The organism is Candidatus Thiopontia autotrophica (assembly GCF_982804495.1).
Genome location: NZ_CEYDPX010000001.1, coordinates 48164 through 68579 on the forward strand (window position 1 = coordinate 48164; position 20416 = coordinate 68579).

Genomic DNA, 20416 nt, shown 5'->3' on the forward strand with positions numbered 1-20416 from the left:
AAAATTCTGGTTGCAGGGGTGCAATCGGGTTGCGGAAAGACTTCCGTAACCCTTGCCCTTCTGCAGTCATTGAAAAAGCAGGGCATCTCTGTGGCTCCCTTCAAGGCGGGCCCTGATTTTCTTGATCCGCTTTGGCACAAAGCCATTACCGGTCTCACCTCCTACAATCTGGATACCCATATGGTTGGTTCGGAAGAGTCCGCACGCCTTATCACACAGCAGCAAGACAAGGATCTTGTTCTGGTTGAGGGTGTGATGGGGCTATTTGATGGCCGCAAAGGTGTGGGTGAGGATGGATCATCCCTCCATCTTGCATCAGAGTTAGGGCTGGAGGTATGGCTTGTTGTGGATGCGAAGGGGATGAGTGGATCAGTTGTTCCGCTGGTCTCTGGTTTTGTCGATTTCGCTACTCGACATGGCGTTACTATTGGCGGGATTATTGCCAACAGGGTGGGCTCTTTACATCATGCCGGCCTGTTGGAGAGTGCCCTTGATGAGTATCAACTGCCACCACTAAGAGGATGGATGGAGAAGGGTGCACCAGAACTGCCAGAGCGACATCTTGGATTGGTGACTCCGGACGAGGTTGTATTGCCTGACCTCTCCTCATCTTTTCATTGGGTGGAGTCAGCCATATTCAATACTGCTACAGACAACACGGGCAGAGCTAAGAGTAGTGTTGTTGAGGTAGATGAGTATGACTCCGGAAAACTGCTCAAGAATAAAAAAATTGCGGTGGCCAGTGATGGTGCCTGCTGTTTTATCTACCCCGCAAATCTGGAGTGGCTTGAGTGGCAGGGGGCCAGGCTCTCCTACTTCTCCCCCGTGGCAGGTGATAGAGTGCCGCAGGGGGTGGATGCAGTGTGGTTGCCAGGTGGCTATCCAGAGCTCTTTGCAGAGGAGTTGTCAGAATCGGATAGTATGAGCGATATACGAGAGTTTGTTGAGACCGGAGGGTATCTGTTGGCAGAGTGTGGAGGCATGATATTGTTGGGAGAGTCGCTAACAGATTATGATGAAAAGAGATGGCCAATGGCTGGGGCTCTTCCTTTTGCAACAATAATGCAGGATCGACTGGCCTCGCTTGGGTACCGTGATGAGAAGGGCGGAGCAAGAGGGCATGAGTTTCACCACTCGACCAGAGAGGAGAGCAAGCCTCTGCCCGAGGCATTCAGATTAGGTCGTGGTGATAGGGGAATCCATTTCATGAATACAAGAGCATCCTATGTTCACTGGTACTTCCCCAGTGCTCCAGAACAGGTTGCCGGCTGGTTTGGTGCCGTATGAAGTCCAGAGACAAGAGAGAGGGGGTTGTTCTGGTCCATACTGGAGAAGGTAAAGGAAAGTCATCTAGTGCGTTCGGGGTCATGTTTCGTGCCGCAGGTTGGGGTATGAAGGTCTGTGTAATCCAGTTTATCAAGGGTAAGTGGAGAACAGGTGAGCAGGAGGCAGCAAAGAAATTTGAGAATATCGAGTGGCATGCTCTGGGTGATGGTTTCACCTGGGATACAAAAAATCCTGAACAGGATATAGCGACCAGTAGAGAGATATGGGAGCTGTGCAAGGAGAAGGTACGGTCCCATGAATTTGATCTGCTCATTTTTGATGAGATCAATTACTGCTCAGGGTACGGCTGGATTAGTGGTGAGGAGATTGCGCAGTTTATTCGAGAGGAGAGGCCAGGATGGATGCATCTTATTCTGACAGGCAGGAATGCAGCCAAAGAGGTGGTTGATGTGGCAGATACAGTGACAGAGATGAAAAAAGTAAAACATGCCTATGCAGACAGCGGTATCAAGGCCCAACAGGGGATAGAGTTTTGAGTGGCAAGGTATGGTTTGTTGGGGCAGGTCCGGGAGATCCAGATCTGATTACTGTCAAGGGACGCGATCTGGTAGAGAGAGCAGATGCAATTCTCTATGCAGGGTCACTAGTCTCGGAGGCAGCAATGCGCTGGGCTAAGGATGGTTGTCAGATTCAAGACTCCAAAGGGATGACCCTGCAGGAGATTACCGACTGGCTTATCCAGCAGGCGCACAGTGGGGAGACAGTAGTGCGTCTACAGACAGGTGACCCAGGGCTCTATGGTGCATTGGTTGAGATGGTGCAGCCACTTGACAGGGCCGGGATCGAGGTCGCAGTTATTCCTGGGGTCTCCTCTGCCATGGCGTCGGTTGCTGCTGGGGTAGAGACATTAACTCTGCCGGAGGTGACACAGACAGTAATCCTCACCCGGGTTGAGGGACGCACCCCAATGCCTGAAGGGGAATCTTTGTCCGAGTTGGCAGCACACCACACAACTATATGTATTTTTCTCTCGATTACTCTGCTGAAGAAGGTACAGAGTGAGTTGGTTGCTGCTGGCTGGTCAGAAGAGAGCCCGGTTATGGTTGTGCAAAAGGCGAGTTGGCCGGGAGAAGAAAAAATTATACGCGGTCCACTAAGTGAGATACGTGATCTATGCAAGGCAGAGAAGATTGCCAGTCAGGCAATGATTGTCGTTAGTCCGGTATTGGGGGCCAGAGAGTGGCCAGAACTTAAGAAATCAAAACTGTATGATCCCGGTTTCCACCACCGTTTTCGTAAAGTTAAGGATCTGTAGAGTGCAAGGAAGCATGAGAGAGAAGATATTGCTGGTTGGTCATGGCTCAAGGAGTGTGGCCGGTAACCAGGAGATAGAGAAGTTTGCCGGACAGTGGCGTAACCGCAACAGAGAGTGGGATATTGATCTCTGTTTTATTGAGCTGGCTGATATTCTGATTGCAGAAGGGCTGGAGCAGGCGGCACAATCTGCAGAGAAGATTATTGTGGTCCCACTTATTCTTAATGCGGCAGGCCATGTGAAGGAGGAGATTCCGGAGTTTATCAGCGAGGCGGCAGAAAAATTCCAGGACAGGGAGTTCCGTTATGCAAAGCATCTAGGGGTAAATGACAAAATTCTGGATATTCTGAAACGCTCTCTGCACAATGTGTTGGCCGATATGGAGTCGCCAGATCCGGCAAAGACAGGGGTGGTGCTATTGGCACGAGGATCTTCAGATCGTCATGCCAATGGAGAGATGGCGATGATGGCGCGCTGGTTATATGAGGAGAGTGAGGTTAAGCAGGTTGAGCTGGCATTTACTGGAATTACCTCTCCAAAACTGGAGGATGTTGTGCAGCGGCAGATGGCTGCCGGGATGACCCATGTTGCTATACTTCCTTACTATCTCTTTACTGGAACATTGATAGAGCGTATTCGTGGACAGGTTGAGAAGTTGAGAAAAGAGTTTCCAGAGGTTGAGTTTGGATTAGGCAACTATTTTGGATTTGAAAATGAGATCTTTGATCTGCTGGATCAGAGAGTAATTGAGGCGCAGAGATGAGTAAAGAGAGACAAAATATTGTAACCGAGCAGCTGACCCAGGCTGGGCAGAAGATTGAACATGACTCTTTCTCGATTGTGGATCAGGAGGCTGGGACACGAGACTACAATAGTGAACAGTGGCAGGTTGTGCGCCGTATGATCCATGCCACTGCAGATTTCGAGTTTAATGGTCTGACCGGTTTCCACCCTGATGCGGTAAAGGCCGGTCTGCAGGCAATTCTCTCTGGTGGATCAGTGGTGGCTGATGTGGAGATGATATGCGTTGGACTCTCCAGACCGCGACTAGGCCACTTTGGGGTAACAGTGCAGCAGTTTATCTCTGATGATGATGTAATTGAGCAGGCGCGTAGCGAGAATACGACACGTGCTGTGCAATCCATGCGCAAGGCCAATCGTCTTGGCCTGATTGATGGGGGAATTGTTGCAATTGGCAACGCCCCAACTGCACTGCTTGAGGTTAATCGGATGATTCGTGAGGACGGTGTACGTCCGGCACTTATTGTTGGTATGCCTGTAGGCTTTGTCTCTGCAGAGGAGTCAAAAGAGGATCTGAGCCAGATCTCAGAGGTGCCATGGATTATCACCAGAGGAAGAAAGGGCGGTTCAACCCTGGTGGTTGCCGCGCTCCATGCGCTGCTTGCATTGGCAGAAGCAGCACAGAGGAAAGATGCAGCGTAACAAGAAAAAGGGGTCTCGCAAGGGATATACCACAGGGGCAAATTCTGCTGCTGCGGCACGTGCTGCAGTAATTGGATTGATTAGTGGTGAGGTGCCTGATGAGGTGGAGGCTCTTCTGCCAAACGGTGAACGTGTTCTCTTTCCAGTTATCGATGGTGCGGTAACCCCGGATAGTGCGCATGCGGTGGTGGTAAAAGATGCGGGCGATGATCCTGATGTTACAGACAAGGCCCATATGACAGCAGATGTCAGGATACTAGAGAGTAGTTCTGGGGTTATTGAATTATTGGGTGGGGTTGGAGTAGGTACTGTAACTCGTCCCGGACTAGGGCTTGAGGTCGGCAAGGCTGCAATTAATCCAACCCCAAGAAAGAATATTGAGGAAAATATTCGTGAGGTTGGTTCAGCACTATTGAAGAGAGCTGGTATTGAGATAATAATTTCGGTGCCGGATGGTGAGGAGCGCGCTAAACGTACTCTGAATCACCGTCTGGGCATTCTTGGTGGCATCTCAATTCTTGGCACAACGGGAATTGTTCACCCATATTCGACTGCAGCATTCAGGGCAAGTGTTATTCAGGGGATTGAGGTGGCTGCAAGGCAAGGGCAGGATACAGTTGTTCTGACTACCGGAGGCCGTACTGAAAAATTTGTGATCAGATCACTTCCTGAGCTGGATGAGTCCTGCTTTGTACAGATGGGTGACTTTCTGAGTTATGCACTTGATACGGTAGTTGATCAGGGTATAGCGCATGTGGTGATTGGAGGTATGGTTGGCAAGCTGACCAAGATGGCGCAGGGTGAAACTATTACCCACGCAAACAGAAATGCAGTCAACACAGGGTTGTTGGCAGATCTGGCTGCCAAACTTGGGGTAGAGCAGAAGATATGTGATGAGATTCGCGATGCAGACACTGCACGTTTCGCTAGTGAGCGTATGGAGGAGATTGGTCTTACGGCGCAGTTCCACCATGCCCTGGCAGAAAAGGTTATCGCAACCCTGTCGGGACGCTATCCGGGTAAATTCTCCATCAAGGTTTTGGTTTGTGATTTTGATGGAAACCCCCTTGCTCAAGCTTTCAAAGAGATAAATTAATGGACAGATGTAGAGTGATCGGAGTTCTGGATAACGGCTTTAGTGGTCTTGCCGAAAGCCAGCAGCAGCTGATTGCCAATGCAGATCTGGTGATTGCCGGTAGTCGCTTACTTGCTCTGCTCTCCAATAATTTCAAGGAGGGATCGGAGCAGAGGAATATGACAGGAAAATTCAGTCAGGTGCCTCAGTGGATAGATGATGCTCTTGATGATTCCAGATCAGTTATAGTGCTGGCAACAGGGGACCCTCTCTGTCATGGAATAGGGAGCTATCTGGCGTCAAAACTTGGTATGGAAAAGTGTGAAATTATTCCCAATATCTCCACTCTACAGGTGGCCTGCTCACGTTTTGGTATCGCCTGGCAGTCTGCATCAATATGCTCCATCCATGGTGCTGATGCAGGGGAGTGGGTAGAGGAGCCGGATCCTGAGCATGGTCTCTACAAGTTGTTGCAAAAGATAAGAGGCGAGCAACTGCTGATTGTCTTTACCAGTTCAGCAAACAGTCCGGACAGAGTTGCACGCATGATGTTGATGGAGGGGTTCAGTAACGGATGGCAGATGGCGGTTGCAGAGAATCTGCTGCAGAGTGGTGAAAATCTGGTGGGGCCAATCTCTATTGAAGATAGCGCAGAACAGAAGTTCTCGGATATGAATATCATGCTGTTGTGGAGGGACAGTTCTCTGGATGAGGAGAGTTCGTTGCTTCCTCTGTTTGGCATCGAGGATAGTGAGTATTCCCAGAGAAGGCCTGACAGAGGGCTAATCACAAAGCGTGAGGTAAGAGCTCTGTCACTGGCCAGAATGCAGTTGTCTGCAGATAGTGTGGTATGGGATATCGGGGCTGGATCGGGGTCAGTTGGCCTTGAGGCTGCAAGAGTTGCATCTGGCGGGCATGTTTATGCCATTGAGAAGAATGAGGCTGATGCAGAGAATGTACGTGAAAACAGAAAACGTCTGCAGATTACCAATTACACCCTTGTGGTTGATAAGGCACCATCCGGAATTGATGGGTGGCCGGATCCGAACGCAGTATTTATTGGTGGCAGTGGTGGAAATCTTGAGCTTCTGGTCAGAAAAATTTTACATAGAATGAGGCCTGGTGGGTGGCTGGTCATGAACTTTGTCACTCTGGAGAATCTTGCAGAGGTTACAGCAGTATTGAAGCAGGAGGGTGCAGAGTGGGATGTAACCCAGATGCAGGCGTCACGCAGCTCTCCTATTCTGGAGATGCATCGAATGCAGGCAGAGAATCCGGTATGGATCGTCTCGGCCAGGAAACAACAGAACAGTAAATAGTAGAGAGTAGTGGAATGAGCAAGCAGGGAAAGCTGATAGGAGTATCTGTGGGCCCGGGTGATCCGGGGTTGATTACCAGAAGAGGGTGGGAGTTGTTGAGCAATCCAGAGATGGTATGGACCTATCCTGCACGCAATGAAAAGAGTGACAGTTTTGCGCTTGGTATTGTGCAGCGCTCAGGACTGGAGATGCCAGAAGAGCATACCAGACTTGTTTTTCCCATGACTCATGATCTCGAGAAGTTATCAAAGGCCTGGCTACGGGCCGCTAAGACGGTTCTGGATATTCTCAACAGGGGCAAGGATGTACTGTTTCTGGTTGAGGGTGATGCATCCACCTATTCTACCTTCGGTCACCTGGCAAAGAGCGTTAAGGGGCTGGATGAGAATGTAGAGGTTGAGACTATTGCTGGGGTCTCCTCATTTAATGCTGCTGCCGCCTCGGTACAGCTGCCGATTGCAGAGGTTGATGACACCATGGCCATCCTGCCTGCAGGGTACGGCGTATCCACAGTAGAGAAGTTGCTGGATGATTTCGATAGTTTGGTGTTGATGAAGGTTAAGCCACTGATGGACGATCTGATAGAGATGCTTGAGAGCAGAGGGCTGTTGGAGAGCTCTGTCTTTGTAGAGCGTGTAGGAGCGCCAGATGAGAGAGTTGTGCATGATCTCCGCACCCTGCGTGGAGAGAAGGTTAACTACCTCTCTCTTCTTCTGGTCAAGAATCCAGGCAGGGTTAAAGGCGAGATCAAAAGAGGATGCAGAAAAAGATGAGTGTGGTATCGCCACGGGTAGCGCTGATTGCAATCACCAAGCATGGTGTTAGTCAGATGGTTGCACTGGCTGCCAAGATGGTCTCCTCGGATATAGAGGAGTTGACTGTCGTAACCTCCAGGAAGTTTGCGTCAGAGGTTGAGTCAGTTGACTGTAATAAGATTATCTACCAGGGGGCCATGCGTGCCCAGATGGCAAGTTTGATGGAATCATTCGATCAACTGCTGTTTTTTGTCTCTCTTGGAGCGGTTGTGCGTCTTGCGGCGCCTCACCTTAAATCGAAGGATGAGGATCCGGGCATCGTGGTGGTTGATGATGCCGGCAAGTTTGTTATTCCGGTGCTCTCTGGGCATGTTGGGGGGGCAAACGAGTATGCGGAAAAGATTGCATCCATACTGCAGGCAACAGCAGTTGTAACCACAGCATCGGATGTGGGGAAAACCATCCCAGTTGATATTCTTGGTCGTGAGTTGGGGTGGAAGATAGAGGCACCCAAAATAAACATAACCCGGGTCTCGGCGGATGTGGTGAACGAGGAGCCAATTGCTTTTGTGCAAGAGGCGGGGAGCAGAGATTGGTGGAGAAGGGATAGCGCACTTCCTGCAAATATTCATCTGTTTGACAGTTTTGAGGATGTTGATCTCACCCAGATAAAGTCGCTGCTCTGGGTAACAAATCAGGATATTCCAGCTGCTGTTTGGGATCAGTTGGACGAGAGGCTGGTTGTCTATCGCCCACCCAGGAGATTAATGTTGGGTGTTGGATGTGATCGTAATACCCCGCTCGAAACTGTTGAGACCGCACTCTCTAACGCTCTGAAACAGATAAATGCCAGCCATGATCAGGTTGATGGTATGGCAACAATTGATAAGAAGAGTGATGAGGTTGCGCTCCTGCAATTGGCAGATAGCCATGGGTGGAGGTGTACCTACTTTTCTGCAGAGCAGCTCTCTGAGGTCGAGGTTCCAAACCCCTCGGATGTGGTAATGAAATACATGGGTACCCCGGCAGTGGCAGAGGCTGCTGCAATATTGGCGGCAGAGACCACGATGGATGACCTGCTGATAGAAAAATACAAGTATCGTGGCAAGGATGGAAAAAATGCCACGATATCTGTTGTTGAGATAAAGGAACAGGGATGAGCAGAGGAAAAATATTGATGGTTGGGTTTGGTCCGGGTGATCAAGCCAACATGACTCTCCGGGCACGTCAGGCCATTGAAGAGTCGGATGTTGTGATTGGGTACTCCACCTACATCAAACTGGTAAAAGGGATGCTGGACGGCAAGGAGGTTATCAAAAAGGGGATGACCGAGGAGGTTGATCGCAGTATCGAGGCCTATGAGCATGCAAAAATGGGGAAGACAGTTGCCCTGATCTCATCAGGTGATATAGGTGTATATGGTATGGCAGGGCCAACCTATGAGGTTCTGTTTCAGTCTGGATGGATGCCGGGTAACGACGACATCAAGGTTGAGGTGGTTCCTGGAGTGACAGCGCTATCTGCCTGTGCCTCTCTGGTTGGGGCGCCACTGACACATGACTTCTGTTCGATCTCGCTTTCCGATCTGCTCACCCCTTGGCCAACCATTGCCAACCGGGTGGAGGCGGCAGCTTCCAGTGATTTTGTGGTTGCCCTCTATAACCCAAAGAGTGGGCGTCGTACCCAGCAGATTGTCGAGGCTCAAAAAATACTTCTGCGTTACCGGGATCCTGAAACCCCCGTGGCTATAGTCAAGTCGGCATATCGTGCACTGGAAGATATCCAGATAACTACACTAGCCAAAATGGCTGACTACAAAATTGGCATGTTGACCACAGTGCTTGTTGGTAACCATACAACTACTGTTAATCATGGTCTGATGGTGACACCGCGGGGCTACTCAAATAAATATGACGCTCTTACTGGTGATGTTAGGGATGGAGAGAAGGCGGGCCACTCGTTAAGTATGGGGCTTGATGGTTGGGGGGCTGTAGTGCGAGAGTGGTTGAGTGAAAACCAAAAGGCCACCTTGCGGGCGGCATCAACCTATTTTAAGCGGCCGGTGGGGGAGATCCTTGATGCTATACAGATGCAGACAGATGGTGATAGGGCAGGCCTGTTTGAGGTAGCAATGGTTGACCCTGCAAACCATCTCAAGGCTCTCCAATCTGCAGAGAAGTGGGGAAAATTACGTGTTGTGGTTCGCTCTGATGCCGGCGCAGTATCAGAGCTGTTGGTTGAGAATCTTGAATTTGAACGGCGTGGTGATTGGCTAAACCTGGAGCATGATAATTTCCATCTTCATATTAATTGGGCAGAGGTTGCTCAGGTATGGTTCTCCACAAGAGGGGATAATCAGCGAGGACTCTATTTTTTGAATGGGTATGGAGATCTTCTGTTTCATATCCTGCTGGTCAGGGGGGAGGAATCATTCAATACTGATTGTGAGAAGATGTTTAAGGATAGTTGGGGGAGACTGGCCAGGTAATTAACCAGAATATCAGGATATTCTTATAAAACGATAATAAAAACAATAGGTTGACAACTGTTTTCTTAATGATTATATTGGCTGTCCGCATATTGGAGGACACCTGACAGTATCGGCAAAATAAGAAAAATAAGACGAAATACAATAATAATAATTAAAGGGCAATATTGCGGCTTCCGAAAGAGATTTCAGAAGCCGTTTTTATTTTTTGACTTCCCCTCCCTGCGGTATCATATGCTCCTATGACTGGGACCATCCATCAAGCTCACAGAATTCGTGAGATTCCATACAACTACACATCTTTTTCAGATAGAGAAATTATTATTCGCTTTCTGGGAGAGGAGATGTGGCATGTGCTCGATGAACTGCGAGGGCAGCGCCAGACGGGACGTTCTGCGCGCATGCTGTTTGAGGTGTTGGGTGATATCTGGGTCGTACGTCGTAACCCATACATTCAGGACGACCTGATTGAGAACGTAGGTCGACGTAACGCTCTTGTTGATGCACTCAACCATCGTCTGGATCAGATTGTAAGCCGCGCCGATGGTAATGAGCTTGCGCTTCAATTGGCAGAGAAGAGCAGAGAGGCGGTTGATGAGTTCAGGTCATGGGTCAGCTGTCAGGCCGAGATGCGCAGGCGCACTCTCAAGAGACTCTCTCGCATTACCAGAAAAGATAATATTCAGTTTGATGGTCTTGCCCGTGTATCTCATGCTACTGATGCATCAGACTGGCGTGTAGAGCTTCCGTTTCTGGTGGTTACCCCGGATAGTGAACAAGAGGTCAGGGATGTTGTTGAGGCCTGCATTGATCTTGCTTTGACCATAATTCCTCGAGGCGGAGGCACAGGATATACAGGTAGTGCCGTACCTCTTGAGGCCAATAGTGTTGTTATCAATGTTGAGCGACTTGAGAAGCTGGGGCAGGTTGTTGAACGCAAAATTCAGGGCGTAGACAAACCTGTAGCAACCATCGAGGTAGAGTCTGGAGTAGTTACCCGGAGGGTAAGCGAGGCGGCAGAGGCTGCTGGAGTTGCTTTTGCAGTTGATCCAACCTCACAGGATGCCTCAACCATTGGCGGCAATATTGCAATGAATGCCGGAGGCAAAAAGGCAGTACGCTGGGGCACAACACTGGATAATCTTGTTTCCTGGAAGATGGTCACACCCCAGGCAGAGTGGCTTGCGGTAGAGAGGCTGAACCATAATCTGGGGAAATTGCATGATCAGCCATATGCGGAATTCAGGATTCAGCTCTTTGAAAAAGATGGGATCACAGAGAAGAGTGAACCACAGATCCTGCAGATTCCATCAGAGCAGATGCGCAAGCCAGGACTTGGCAAGGATGTTACAAACAAATTTCTGGCAGGTCTGCCGGGTGCACAAAAAGAGGGCTGCGACGGACTGATAACATCAGCTCTGTTTGTGCTACATAAACAGTCACCGCAGCTACGAACCCTCTGTCTCGAGTTCTTTGATCCTGATCTGCACAGAGCAGTGCCTGCTATTGTTGAAACCATAGATATCATTAAGCAGAGTAGAGGCGTGGTTCTATCTGGGCTAGAGCACCTTGATGAGCGTTATGTGAAAGCTGTCCAGTACAGCACCAAGGCGGCGCGGCCAGATCTGCCAAAGATGGTGCTGCTTGCCGATATTGGTGGCGAGAGTGATGAGCTGCTAACGGATGTAATTAACTCTGTGGTTGATGCTGCAGAGAGGCGTGGAGCAGAGGGATTTATTGCTGTTAGCTCTGAGGCTCGTAGAAATTTCTGGCTGGATAGATCCAGAACAGCTGCAATTGCCGCCCATACCAATGCATTCAAGATTAATGAGGATGTGGTAATTCCACTGGACCGCCTGGCTGACTATGGGGATGGTATAGAGCGGATAAATATTGAGCAATCTATCCAGAACAAACTGAGTGGCCTTGATGAGCTTCAGGAGCTGATCAAGAAGATAAACAGACATACGGCACAAGGTGATAACAGTGAGGAGCATCAGCAGATTCTGGTCTCGAAACAGAGTGCTGCAAATGAACTGATAGATCAGATAAAAACACGTTGGAGCCTGCTGTTACAGAATATGGATAACAGTTATGGGTCTCTCCAAATTGAGCGCGATCCAGATCTCTCTGAATCACGCACACTGTTTAGATTGCTACAACGCCGTGATCTCAGAGTCTCATGGAAGAGAGAGATAGAGCATCCTTTAAAGGAGATATTCTCCGGTCAGGAGATGGTTAAATTAAGAGACGAGTTTGACCTCTTGCACTCCAGGATAAAATCTCGCCGCCTCTTCGTGGCCACCCATATGCATGCAGGTGATGGAAACGTCCATACCAACATTCCTGTCCACTCCAATAACTATGAAATGCTGCAGGAGGCGGAGCGGATTGTGGACCGCATCATGGAGCTGGCCCAATCACTGGGTGGGGTGATCTCGGGGGAGCATGGGATCGGCCTGACCAAGATCCATTATCTGAATCAGAAAGAGATTGATGCCTTCAAGGGGTACAAGGAGCGTGTGGATCCAGAGGGGCACTTCAATCGTGGCAAGCTCATGGCCGGTTCCGGGCTGGAGGATGCCTACACCCCCTCACTGCAGCTGTTGGCACAGGAGGCGCTGATCCTGGAGGCTAATGATCTGGGTAGCCTCAACCAGATGGTCAAGGACTGCCTGCGCTGCGGCAAGTGCAAACCGGTCTGTACCACCCATGTTCCGGCAGCCAATCTGCTCTACTCCCCACGTAACAAGATTCTTGCAACTGGCCTGATGATTGAGGCGGTGCTCTATGAGGAGCAGACCCGTCGTGGTATCTCGCTGCGCCACTTTGAGGAGATGAATGATGTGGCAGACCACTGCACCATCTGTCATCGTTGCGTAACACCATGTCCGGTCAATATTGATTTTGGTGATGTCACTGTACAGATGCGTACCATCCTCAAACGTCAACGCAAACGGTGGTTCAAGCCGGTAGGTTGGATCTCTATGCAGTTTCTCAATGTAACCGATCCCCGTCTGATCAAGATTATGCGTACCGGGCTGGTGACATGGAGCTATGCACTACAGAGATTGGGTCATCAGCTTATGCGTGGCTCAGGGCTGCTGCAACGACAGAAGCGTCCCCCTGCCACAACCGGCAAACCGGAGATCAAGAGTCAGGTAGTTCACTTCTTCCATCGGCCTATGCCGGGGAGCATGTCACAGAAGAGCCCCAGAGCGCTACTGGGCATAGAAGATCGTCGCTATATCCCAGTGTTAAGAAACCCAGAGACCACATCAACAGAGTCAGAGGCAGTTTTCTACTTTCCTGGCTGTGGCTCCGAGCGCCTTTTCGGGGAGGTGGAGATGGCCTCACTTAGCATGCTCTATGCGCTGGATGTGCAGACAGTCCTTCCTCCTGGGTATCTATGTTGTGGCTATCCGCAACGTGCCTCTGGTGATGAGGAGAAGGGGCACCAGATCTCGATGGGTAATCGCATCCTTTTCCATCGTATCGCCAACACCCTCAACTACCTTGATATAAAAACTGTACTGGTATCCTGCGGCACCTGTATGGATCAGCTGATGCAGTACGAGTTTGAGAAGATATTCCCCGGCTGTCGTCTGCTTGATATCCATGAATATCTGCTGAAGAAGGGGGTCAAGCTGGAAGAGAACAGTGAAAAATATCTATTCCATGATCCCTGTCATAGCCCAATGAAGCAGTTTGACTCAATCCAGGTGGCATCGGGGCTGACCGGTTCTAAGGTGCAGCTATCAGATCGCTGCTGTGGCGAGTCCGGAACCTTTGCCGTTACCCGTCCCGATATTGCAACTCAGGTGAAGTTCAGAAAAGAGCAGGAGCTGAAAAAGGATATCAGCGGGCTCAGCAGCGTAGAAAAAATTCTCACCTCCTGCCCATCTTGCCAGCAGGGGTTGATCCGTTATCAAGAGAGCACGGGATTGAAAGTAGACTATCTGGTGGTTGAGATAGTGAAAAAGCTGCATGGTGACCAGTGGCAACAGCAGTTTCTGGACAGGGTAAATGGAGGCGGGATGGAGCAGGTGCTGCTCTAGGATGACTAAATCAAAGGCTCCCCGGCTCTCATGCAAATAGACACTGGCTTGGCAAGAGACCGTCGTATCAGACTGTTTTCTTGGGTTATGACACATTAGTTTGTCATAACTTCCCTCAAAATATTGTGTATTGTTAAAAGTGTCCCGCCACTGGAGGAGGCGTAGAAACTTTGGTGGAGAGGGACACCAAGTTTAATCCCTAGCTAAAGGAAATAGAGATGAATATTCAGGGACGCCACGCCAATACAGAGCAGTCTGCTGCGCTCAAAAAACAGCTTGAGAAAATATTTGCTGAAAATAGAGAAAAGCAGGAGAGCTACAGAGAATTGTCGAAAAAAAGAGATGAGTCCCGGCTCAGTGGAACCCTCACATCTTTATTTAATGTGCGTTAAGTAGGGATTTTTACGATCTCTATTACCAGCTTAACCTCAGCTCATTCACCATCTGAGGGATTGTAAAGGAACCCCTGTTACATCTATTCCTGATGACTGAAAGATCAACCAATAAGTCAGACTGGTCACTCAATAACTGCTTGTAATCCCCCATCTTGCAATCCCTTGTGTAGATTGATTGGTCATTGCAAACAACTATCATGAGCTATGTCAATTAAGAGTTGTGCTAATTGACATATACGTAATTCTTATCATACCATGAGAAGCAATGTTACTCGATCGAGCGCTGTAATGAGTGACTGTTAAGGATTTTGTTGTGTTGAGGAGGAGTGAGATGAGAGCTGCAGGATATGATATTGAGGGGTTTGTTGATTTTTGGAATGTGCTGAATCAGTTCGGCCTAAAGGCTCGTGTACTACCCACGAAAGAAGAGGTGGAGATTTCAGATCAGTTTGGGCATAAAGTAAACAAGAAATTTTCTGATGTGTTGTTGGGCAAAGAGGGGTGTGTCATCTGCATACGCAGAATTGCAGAAAAATTTGAGAAGCAGACCTTTCCCAGCATGCGTGGCGTCAGTGATCCAAAAGATGGTTATCTGTCTAGTTAGCTTGGGTGATAGGCATGACAGATAAAACTGAAATGCTACTAAATGCAACAGAGATGGAGAGAGTTTCTGACGTATTAAAGGCCATGAGCCATCCAACCAGACTGAAGATACTCTGTTATCTGGGTGATCAAGCAAAAACAGTTAGTGATGTTCTGGCATCTGTTGGTACCACCCAAAGCAACATATCCCAGCACATTGAGACTCTAAGAAAAGCTGGCGTAATTCAATCCAGGCGTGTACATAATAAGGTCTATTGTTCCGTTGATCCTGTAGAGGTTTTGCCGCTCTTGAGCCAGGTAAAGAAGGTGTTCTGCGATAACCAAAATGAGGATATAGACCTCGGCATCGTAAAAATGCTCGTTGTCTAGGGCATCTCGAGTTATTGTCAAAAGTGGTGTTCAGGCTCACGGATATATCTATATATGGTCATCATGCGGTAACAGTCATAGATTAGACTGTGGTCTGAAATTTTCATAGACAAGGATTGATTATGAAAAAAACAGGTAAAAACCGTTTCAAGGCACTACTTGATCCCATTAGTGAAAGGTTGGTTGTTCTGGCTGCCCTGCTTATGTTCTCGATGTTTGCAATTTTAGCCATTCACCCATTCGTTATTCTTGGGATATCGTTGTAGAGAAAACACGCAGTTCGGCCTGTTTGTGGCCATCGAATGGGTTGATAGAGCGCTCAATAGATAAACCATATGTTGGGTTTTGGTTGGTTGTGGTAACAGTTTGGTAACAAACAATCGCTATTATTACATTGTGATTTATTGATTTATATCTATAACGAATATGGATATTGGTCAAAGACACATTAATATTCAATAAAATCTTTACATTAGGTTTTTATGAACTACCCTCAGGGGAAGGGAACCATGAAGGTGCTTTATAGCGCTGGATGGAGGATGGGCATGGATAAAAAAATTCTTATCGTTGAGGATGACTGTGGATTGGCTGGTGCTGTCCGCACTCTTCTTGAAGAAAACAACTTTGCAGTGATCTTGACAGAGTATGGTTCTGAGGTAGAGGATATTCTATCCAGGGAGAATCCTGCGCTGATAATACTTGATGTAATGCTGCCTGATGGTAGTGGCTTGGATGTCGCTAGCCACATTCGTGGATCTGGAAATACCATACCAATTCTATTCGTATCTGCCCTTACCAGAACAGACGATGTTGTTGCTGGTCTTCAAAGCGGTGGTGACGACTACCTAAGAAAACCTTTTGATCCAAGAGAGCTGCTGGAGAAAATCAAGGCAATGATCCGCAGCAGAGAGTCACTGCTGGTAAAACAGAATAGAGAAGAGAAAGTGGTGGTCTTTGGAAAGAACAAATTTAATCGTGAATCACATATCTTAGTCAGAGATGGTGAAGAGGTTGACCTTAGTCCAGCAGATACGGTTTTATTGCAGATCTTTCTTGATAAAGTGGGCAGGGTACTGAGTAGAGACTATCTTGTGACTCAGATACATGCGTATGAACAGGATGTAATGGATCGCAGTATTGATGCTCGTATCAATCGCCTGAGAAAAAAAATTGAGGATGATCCATCTTCCCCAGATTTTCTGATAACAATCAGGGGATTTGGATACCGCTTTAGTCTCGATAAAGTTACCAAATGAAACGCTTAGAGAGATGCCTGGAAAACTGCTCAATAATAAGCCAAAGTTCATTGATATTTGCAGGGACAATTTTTATTGTTGCTATTCTGAATGGCTTGCTATTCATAGCCCTTGTTGTTCATCCTAGTGTTGACCAGTCTGCCAGGGATTTTTCTGATCTTCTGATTAACTCGGCACGCTCTATCCATCGGTTCAAAGATGGAACATCAAGAGATAGTGATTATGTACAATCTATACTGGAAACTAATAAGCTGACTCTTGGTGACCATCGCAACCCACTGAAGAGTATGGTCTCATTTGACCCATATTTGATCCACCTCGGGGATATGCTTCGGGATAAAGTTCATAGTAGTGATTTTTCAATACTGACCTCTGTAGAAGAGAGTGGTGAAACTTACCATTGGGTTGATCTTGATGTGGATGGTGAAGTAATTCGTATTGGTTTCAGTGAGAAGAGGTCACACATTCACTTTGGCTGGTCCATAATTCTGTTGTTTGTGTTGTGGACAATATTTACTCTGGCTGGGACCGTTCTGGCATCCAGGAAAATTACCCAGCCAATAAGGGACCTGGAAAATGATCTTGGCAAAACTGAACATCCAGACGGGTGCTGTGTTGTTCAGGAAAAAGGCCCGAAAGAGATTCGATCCCTAATCAAGAATATAAACAGGCTATCCTCACGAATTCAGACACTACTGAAGAACAGGACAACCATTCTTGTAGGGGTTTCACATGATCTGCGTACCCCCTTAAGCAGGATAAGGGTCTATCTGGAGCTATTGAGAAGCCCAGATAATACTGATCTGGTTGAGAAGATAGAGAGTGACATCAAGGTAATGGACGAGTTGATCGACAGCTCAATGGATTTTGGAGAGGCCGCACTGTCATCAGAGATACAGATGGTTGATCTTGGTGTTCTTATAGATGGTGTGATCAAGCAATATGCAACCTCCACTACACCAATCAATTTCACTCAGGGAAAATGTTGTCATATCAAGACCAATTCAACGGCAATCCGCAGAGTGGTTGGTAATCTGATTGAGAACGCCATCAAGTTCGGGAGAGATCATGAGGTCACTGTCTATTGTCATAAGGAGAGAGGTGACCAAATATCACACCTTGAGGTTGAGGTGAAAAATGGTGGTGACAACATTCCAGAGGAGCTACTTGAGACTGTGTTTGAGCCATTCTACAGGGTGGATGAATCCAGAGGTAACTCACATCTTGGTAGCGGCCTTGGGCTGGCCATTGCCAGACAGCTTGCCGAGCTTCATGGAATGCACCTCTCCTTAAGAAACAGGAGTGGAGGTAGTGTGATTGCAAGCCTGATCATTCCAACTGACAGTGCGGAGCATCCGGCTGTCGCATAAAAAAGCCTGCCCATCATAGTCAGGGCAGGCAATGTCGCTTCAAAGGAAGTATCATGAAACTTGTTGTATTGCTACATACAACATCCCCACAGTATCAATACATTGTTACCAGATGATTACGGACATAAAAAAACCCGCCAGTGATATCTATAACTGACGGGTCTCAGGCCAATCTATGGGAGAAGGGCCTGAGATTTGAGGTTTATCCGGAGAGTCCGAGGAGGAGGAGGGACAATTAGGAGTCCACCTCAAATCGTGGGACCATTATGCTAAACCAATGTTACTGTATGATGACCGTTCGTAAATTATTTTATGATTATTTGAAGGGCAGAATTGGGTTGTTTTCGGGCTCTAGTTTTCGGGCTCTAGAGCAATCTCCAACCATGAATAGAGCTTACTTGATGAATCTATTCAGGGTTGATGGCACGCACCCCGTTAGGTGTTCCCAACAACAGCACGTCGGCTGGACGCATTGCAAACAGCCCATTGGTGACCACGCCAACAATATTGTTTAGCTTCTGTTCAACCACTGTAGGTTCCATGATTTTGAGGTTGCGGACATCAATGATGATGTTGCCATTGTCTGTAGTGAATCCTTCACGTAGTACAGGCTGTCCACCAATCTGTTTGATGATCTCGCGGGCAACATAGCTCTGTGCCATTGGGATCACCTCGACTGGAAGGGGAAAATCACCCATTACATCTACCAGTTTGCTCTCGTCGGCGATACAGACAAATTTGTCTGCAACTGCTGCCACAATTTTTTCACGGGTCAGTGCACCACCACCCCCCTTGATTAGGTGGAGTTGGCTGTTGGATTCGTCTGCGCCATCCACATAGATAGACATGTTGCTGACAGAGTTGAGGTCCAATACCTCGATACCATGTCCACGCAGACGTTCTGCTGTGGCCTCAGAGCTGGCTACAGCCCCTTTAACTTGATTTTTTATAGTGGCCAGAGCATCAATGAAGAAGTTGGCGGTTGAGCCTGTGCCCACCCCAATAATCTCTCCTGGTACTACATGCTCCAGTGCTGCCTCGGCAACGGCCTTTTTCATCTCATCTTGAGTCATATTCTATTTCTCCATGTTCTGTTTTATGTAATGTCTGTTTGCTGTCTGGTTTTGTACAAGTATACTGTGAGCCATGCCAAAAAAATATATTGAAAAAATACTTAAGGCGCGTGTCTATGATGTGGCACGAGAGACACCACTGGAAGAGGCGCGTGGCCTGTCCGAGCGTTTAGGAAACAATGTGCTGATTAAGCGAGAGGATCTGCAGCCGGTATTCTCTTTCAAGTTGCGTGGTGCATATAACAAGATGGCTAGCCTTAGTGATGAGGAGTTAAGGCGTGGTGTGGTCGCAGCATCTGCTGGCAACCATGCGCAAGGGGTCGCACTCTCTGCTCAGCAGATGGGTGTTAAGGCGACGATTGTGATGCCCAAGACTACGCCCGAGATCAAGGTGCAGGCGGTGCGCAAGTATGGTGCCAAGGCAGTTCTGTTTGGTGATGCCTATGATGATGCCTACCAGAAGGCGTTGGAGCTCTCTGAGGATAAGGGGCTGACGCTGGTTCATCCATATGATGATCCTGAGGTGATTGCCGGGCAGGGAACTATTGCAATGGAGATTCTGCGTCAACATGCGGGCAGGATTGATGCAGTCTTTATCCCGGTTGGTGGCGGCGGACTGATTGCCGGTATGGCAGCTTATCTAAAATATCTCTACCCGGATATTCGTGTAGTAGGAGTTGAGCCTGAAGATGCGCCAACACTTCATAATGCACTGAAGAGCAAGCGTCGGGTGGTGCTGGATCAGGTTGGTATTTTTGCTGATGGTGTTGCGGTTAAACAGATCGGCAAGGAGACCTTCAGGCTGGCACGCAAACTGGTGGATGAGGTGGTGTTGGTCAGCTCTGATGAGATCTGTGCTGCTATCAAGGATATTTTTGACGATACCAGGTCAATTGCCGAACCTGCGGGTGCACTTGCTGTAGCTGGGCTAAAAAAATATGTAGAACAGAATAGTGTAGAGAAGCAGACACTGATTGCGGTGGATAGTGGTGCCAATATTAATTTTGATCGTTTGCGTCATGTGGCTGAGCGTGCAGAGATTGGGGAGCGCAAAGAGGCTGTTCTTGCAGTAACAATTCCAGAGCGTCCTGGCAGTTTCAAACGGTTTTGCAAGTTGCTTGGAAAACGTCAAATTACTGAATTTAATTACCGTTATGCCGACCAGGCAGATGCCCATATCTTTGTTGGGGTGCAGCTTGGCACTGGAGAAGATCCACATCATCTGATCTCACGTCTGGTTGATAAGGGGTATCCGGTTGAGGATCTATCTGACAATGAGGCAGCAAAACTGCATGTCCGTTATATGGTTGGGGGGCGTCAGTCTGGTATTGATAATGAAATTCTCTATCGTTTTGAATTTCCGGAACGCCCCGGGGCACTATTGCAGTTTTTAACCAATCTGGGCCGTACCTGGAATATCAGTCTGTTTCATTACAGAAACCATGGCGCAGCATTTGGTCGTGTTCTGTGCGGGGTTCAGGTGCCGTCTGAAGAGCGTGCAGATTTCCAGAAATTTCTTGATGATCTTGGGTATCACTACTGGGAAGAGACAGAGAATCCCGTCTATAAGCTCTTTTTGAGTTAGTCGATAAAGCCTCACTAAATTGGTA

General features: G+C 48.2%; 19 protein-coding genes. 18 read left to right on the forward strand and 1 reads right to left on the reverse strand.

All coding sequences use genetic code 11. The annotated features are described in order from the left end of the window. Positions 1–6: 6 nt before the first annotated feature. The 17 genes from AC3ZFK_RS00335 (at position 7) to AC3ZFK_RS00415 (ending at position 17733) form a co-directional block, all read left to right on the forward strand. On the forward strand, positions 7–1287 hold the full coding sequence (locus AC3ZFK_RS00335; RefSeq protein ID WP_487506294.1) for a cobyrinic acid a,c-diamide synthase CobB: 1281 nt from the start codon (positions 7–9) through the stop codon (positions 1285–1287). Then, the gene (cobO, locus tag AC3ZFK_RS00340; protein WP_487506264.1) at positions 1284–1823 is read left to right on the forward strand and encodes a cob(I)yrinic acid a,c-diamide adenosyltransferase; all 540 of its coding nucleotides are present in this window, start codon (positions 1284–1286) and stop codon (positions 1821–1823) included. Before AC3ZFK_RS00335 ends, cobO begins: the two co-directional genes overlap by 4 nt. Further along, positions 1820–2602, forward strand: coding sequence for a precorrin-4 C(11)-methyltransferase (gene cobM / locus AC3ZFK_RS00345; protein ID WP_487506265.1), 783 nt, complete (start codon positions 1820–1822; stop codon positions 2600–2602). The genes cobO and cobM overlap by 4 nt, the downstream gene beginning before the upstream one ends. A 13-nt stretch (positions 2603–2615) precedes the next feature. After that, entirely contained in the window at positions 2616–3365 is a 750-nt protein-coding gene (locus AC3ZFK_RS00350; RefSeq protein ID WP_487506266.1) for a sirohydrochlorin chelatase, read from the forward strand. Beyond that, positions 3362–4045 carry a precorrin-8X methylmutase gene (locus tag AC3ZFK_RS00355; RefSeq protein WP_487506267.1) on the forward strand — a complete coding sequence of 228 codons (684 nt, stop codon included), beginning with the start codon at positions 3362–3364 and terminating at the stop codon, positions 4043–4045. Before AC3ZFK_RS00350 ends, AC3ZFK_RS00355 begins: the two co-directional genes overlap by 4 nt. Beyond that, positions 4035–5141, forward strand: coding sequence for a cobalt-precorrin-5B (C(1))-methyltransferase (locus AC3ZFK_RS00360; RefSeq protein WP_487506268.1), 1107 nt, complete (start codon positions 4035–4037; stop codon positions 5139–5141). Before AC3ZFK_RS00355 ends, AC3ZFK_RS00360 begins: the two co-directional genes overlap by 11 nt. Further along, positions 5141–6439, forward strand: a complete 1299-nt coding sequence (gene cbiE, locus AC3ZFK_RS00365) for a precorrin-6y C5,15-methyltransferase (decarboxylating) subunit CbiE (RefSeq protein WP_487506269.1) — start codon at positions 5141–5143, stop codon at positions 6437–6439. The genes AC3ZFK_RS00360 and cbiE overlap by 1 nt, the downstream gene beginning before the upstream one ends. 14 nt (positions 6440–6453) lie before the next feature. Further along, positions 6454–7212 (forward strand): precorrin-2 C(20)-methyltransferase, encoded by a 759-nt coding sequence (gene cobI / locus AC3ZFK_RS00370; RefSeq protein ID WP_487506270.1) that lies wholly within the window; start codon positions 6454–6456, stop codon positions 7210–7212. Then, positions 7209–8354, forward strand: coding sequence for a cobalt-precorrin 5A hydrolase (locus AC3ZFK_RS00375; protein WP_487506271.1), 1146 nt, complete (start codon positions 7209–7211; stop codon positions 8352–8354). The genes cobI and AC3ZFK_RS00375 overlap by 4 nt, the downstream gene beginning before the upstream one ends. Then, on the forward strand, positions 8351–9682 hold the full coding sequence (gene cobJ / locus AC3ZFK_RS00380) for a precorrin-3B C(17)-methyltransferase (RefSeq protein ID WP_487506272.1): 1332 nt from the start codon (positions 8351–8353) through the stop codon (positions 9680–9682). The genes AC3ZFK_RS00375 and cobJ overlap by 4 nt, the downstream gene beginning before the upstream one ends. 242 nt (positions 9683–9924) lie before the next feature. Continuing rightward, positions 9925–13740: a DUF3683 domain-containing protein gene (locus AC3ZFK_RS00385; protein ID WP_487506273.1), complete on the forward strand. Its 3816-nt coding sequence runs from the start codon at positions 9925–9927 to the stop codon at positions 13738–13740. Positions 13741–13958: 218 nt separating this feature from the next. Further along, positions 13959–14132, forward strand: a complete 174-nt coding sequence (locus tag AC3ZFK_RS00390) for a hypothetical protein (protein ID WP_487506274.1) — start codon at positions 13959–13961, stop codon at positions 14130–14132. 334 nt (positions 14133–14466) lie between these two features. Further along, positions 14467–14739, forward strand: coding sequence for a hypothetical protein (locus AC3ZFK_RS00395; protein WP_487506275.1), 273 nt, complete (start codon positions 14467–14469; stop codon positions 14737–14739). A gap of 14 nt (positions 14740–14753) precedes the next feature. Continuing rightward, entirely contained in the window at positions 14754–15107 is a 354-nt protein-coding gene (locus tag AC3ZFK_RS00400; protein ID WP_487506276.1) for an ArsR/SmtB family transcription factor, read from the forward strand. 122 nt (positions 15108–15229) lie between these two features. Continuing rightward, positions 15230–15373 (forward strand): hypothetical protein, encoded by a 144-nt coding sequence (locus AC3ZFK_RS00405; RefSeq protein WP_487506277.1) that lies wholly within the window; start codon positions 15230–15232, stop codon positions 15371–15373. Positions 15374–15652: 279 nt separating this feature from the next. Next, complete coding sequence (locus AC3ZFK_RS00410; RefSeq protein ID WP_487506278.1) at positions 15653–16363, forward strand: response regulator transcription factor; 711 nt, start codon at positions 15653–15655, stop codon at positions 16361–16363. Beyond that, entirely contained in the window at positions 16360–17733 is a 1374-nt protein-coding gene (locus tag AC3ZFK_RS00415; RefSeq protein WP_487506279.1) for an ATP-binding protein, read from the forward strand. Before AC3ZFK_RS00410 ends, AC3ZFK_RS00415 begins: the two co-directional genes overlap by 4 nt. Before the next feature lie 407 nt (positions 17734–18140). Here AC3ZFK_RS00415 and rpiA read toward each other — a convergent pair whose 3' ends face one another. Beyond that, positions 18141–18806, reverse strand: coding sequence for a ribose-5-phosphate isomerase RpiA (gene rpiA, locus AC3ZFK_RS00420; RefSeq protein ID WP_487506280.1), 666 nt, complete (start codon positions 18804–18806; stop codon positions 18141–18143). 73 nt (positions 18807–18879) lie between these two features. Between rpiA and ilvA the strand changes: the two genes are divergently transcribed. Then, the gene (ilvA, locus tag AC3ZFK_RS00425; RefSeq protein WP_487506281.1) at positions 18880–20391 is read left to right on the forward strand and encodes a threonine ammonia-lyase, biosynthetic; all 1512 of its coding nucleotides are present in this window, start codon (positions 18880–18882) and stop codon (positions 20389–20391) included. Positions 20392–20416 lie beyond the last annotated feature (25 nt).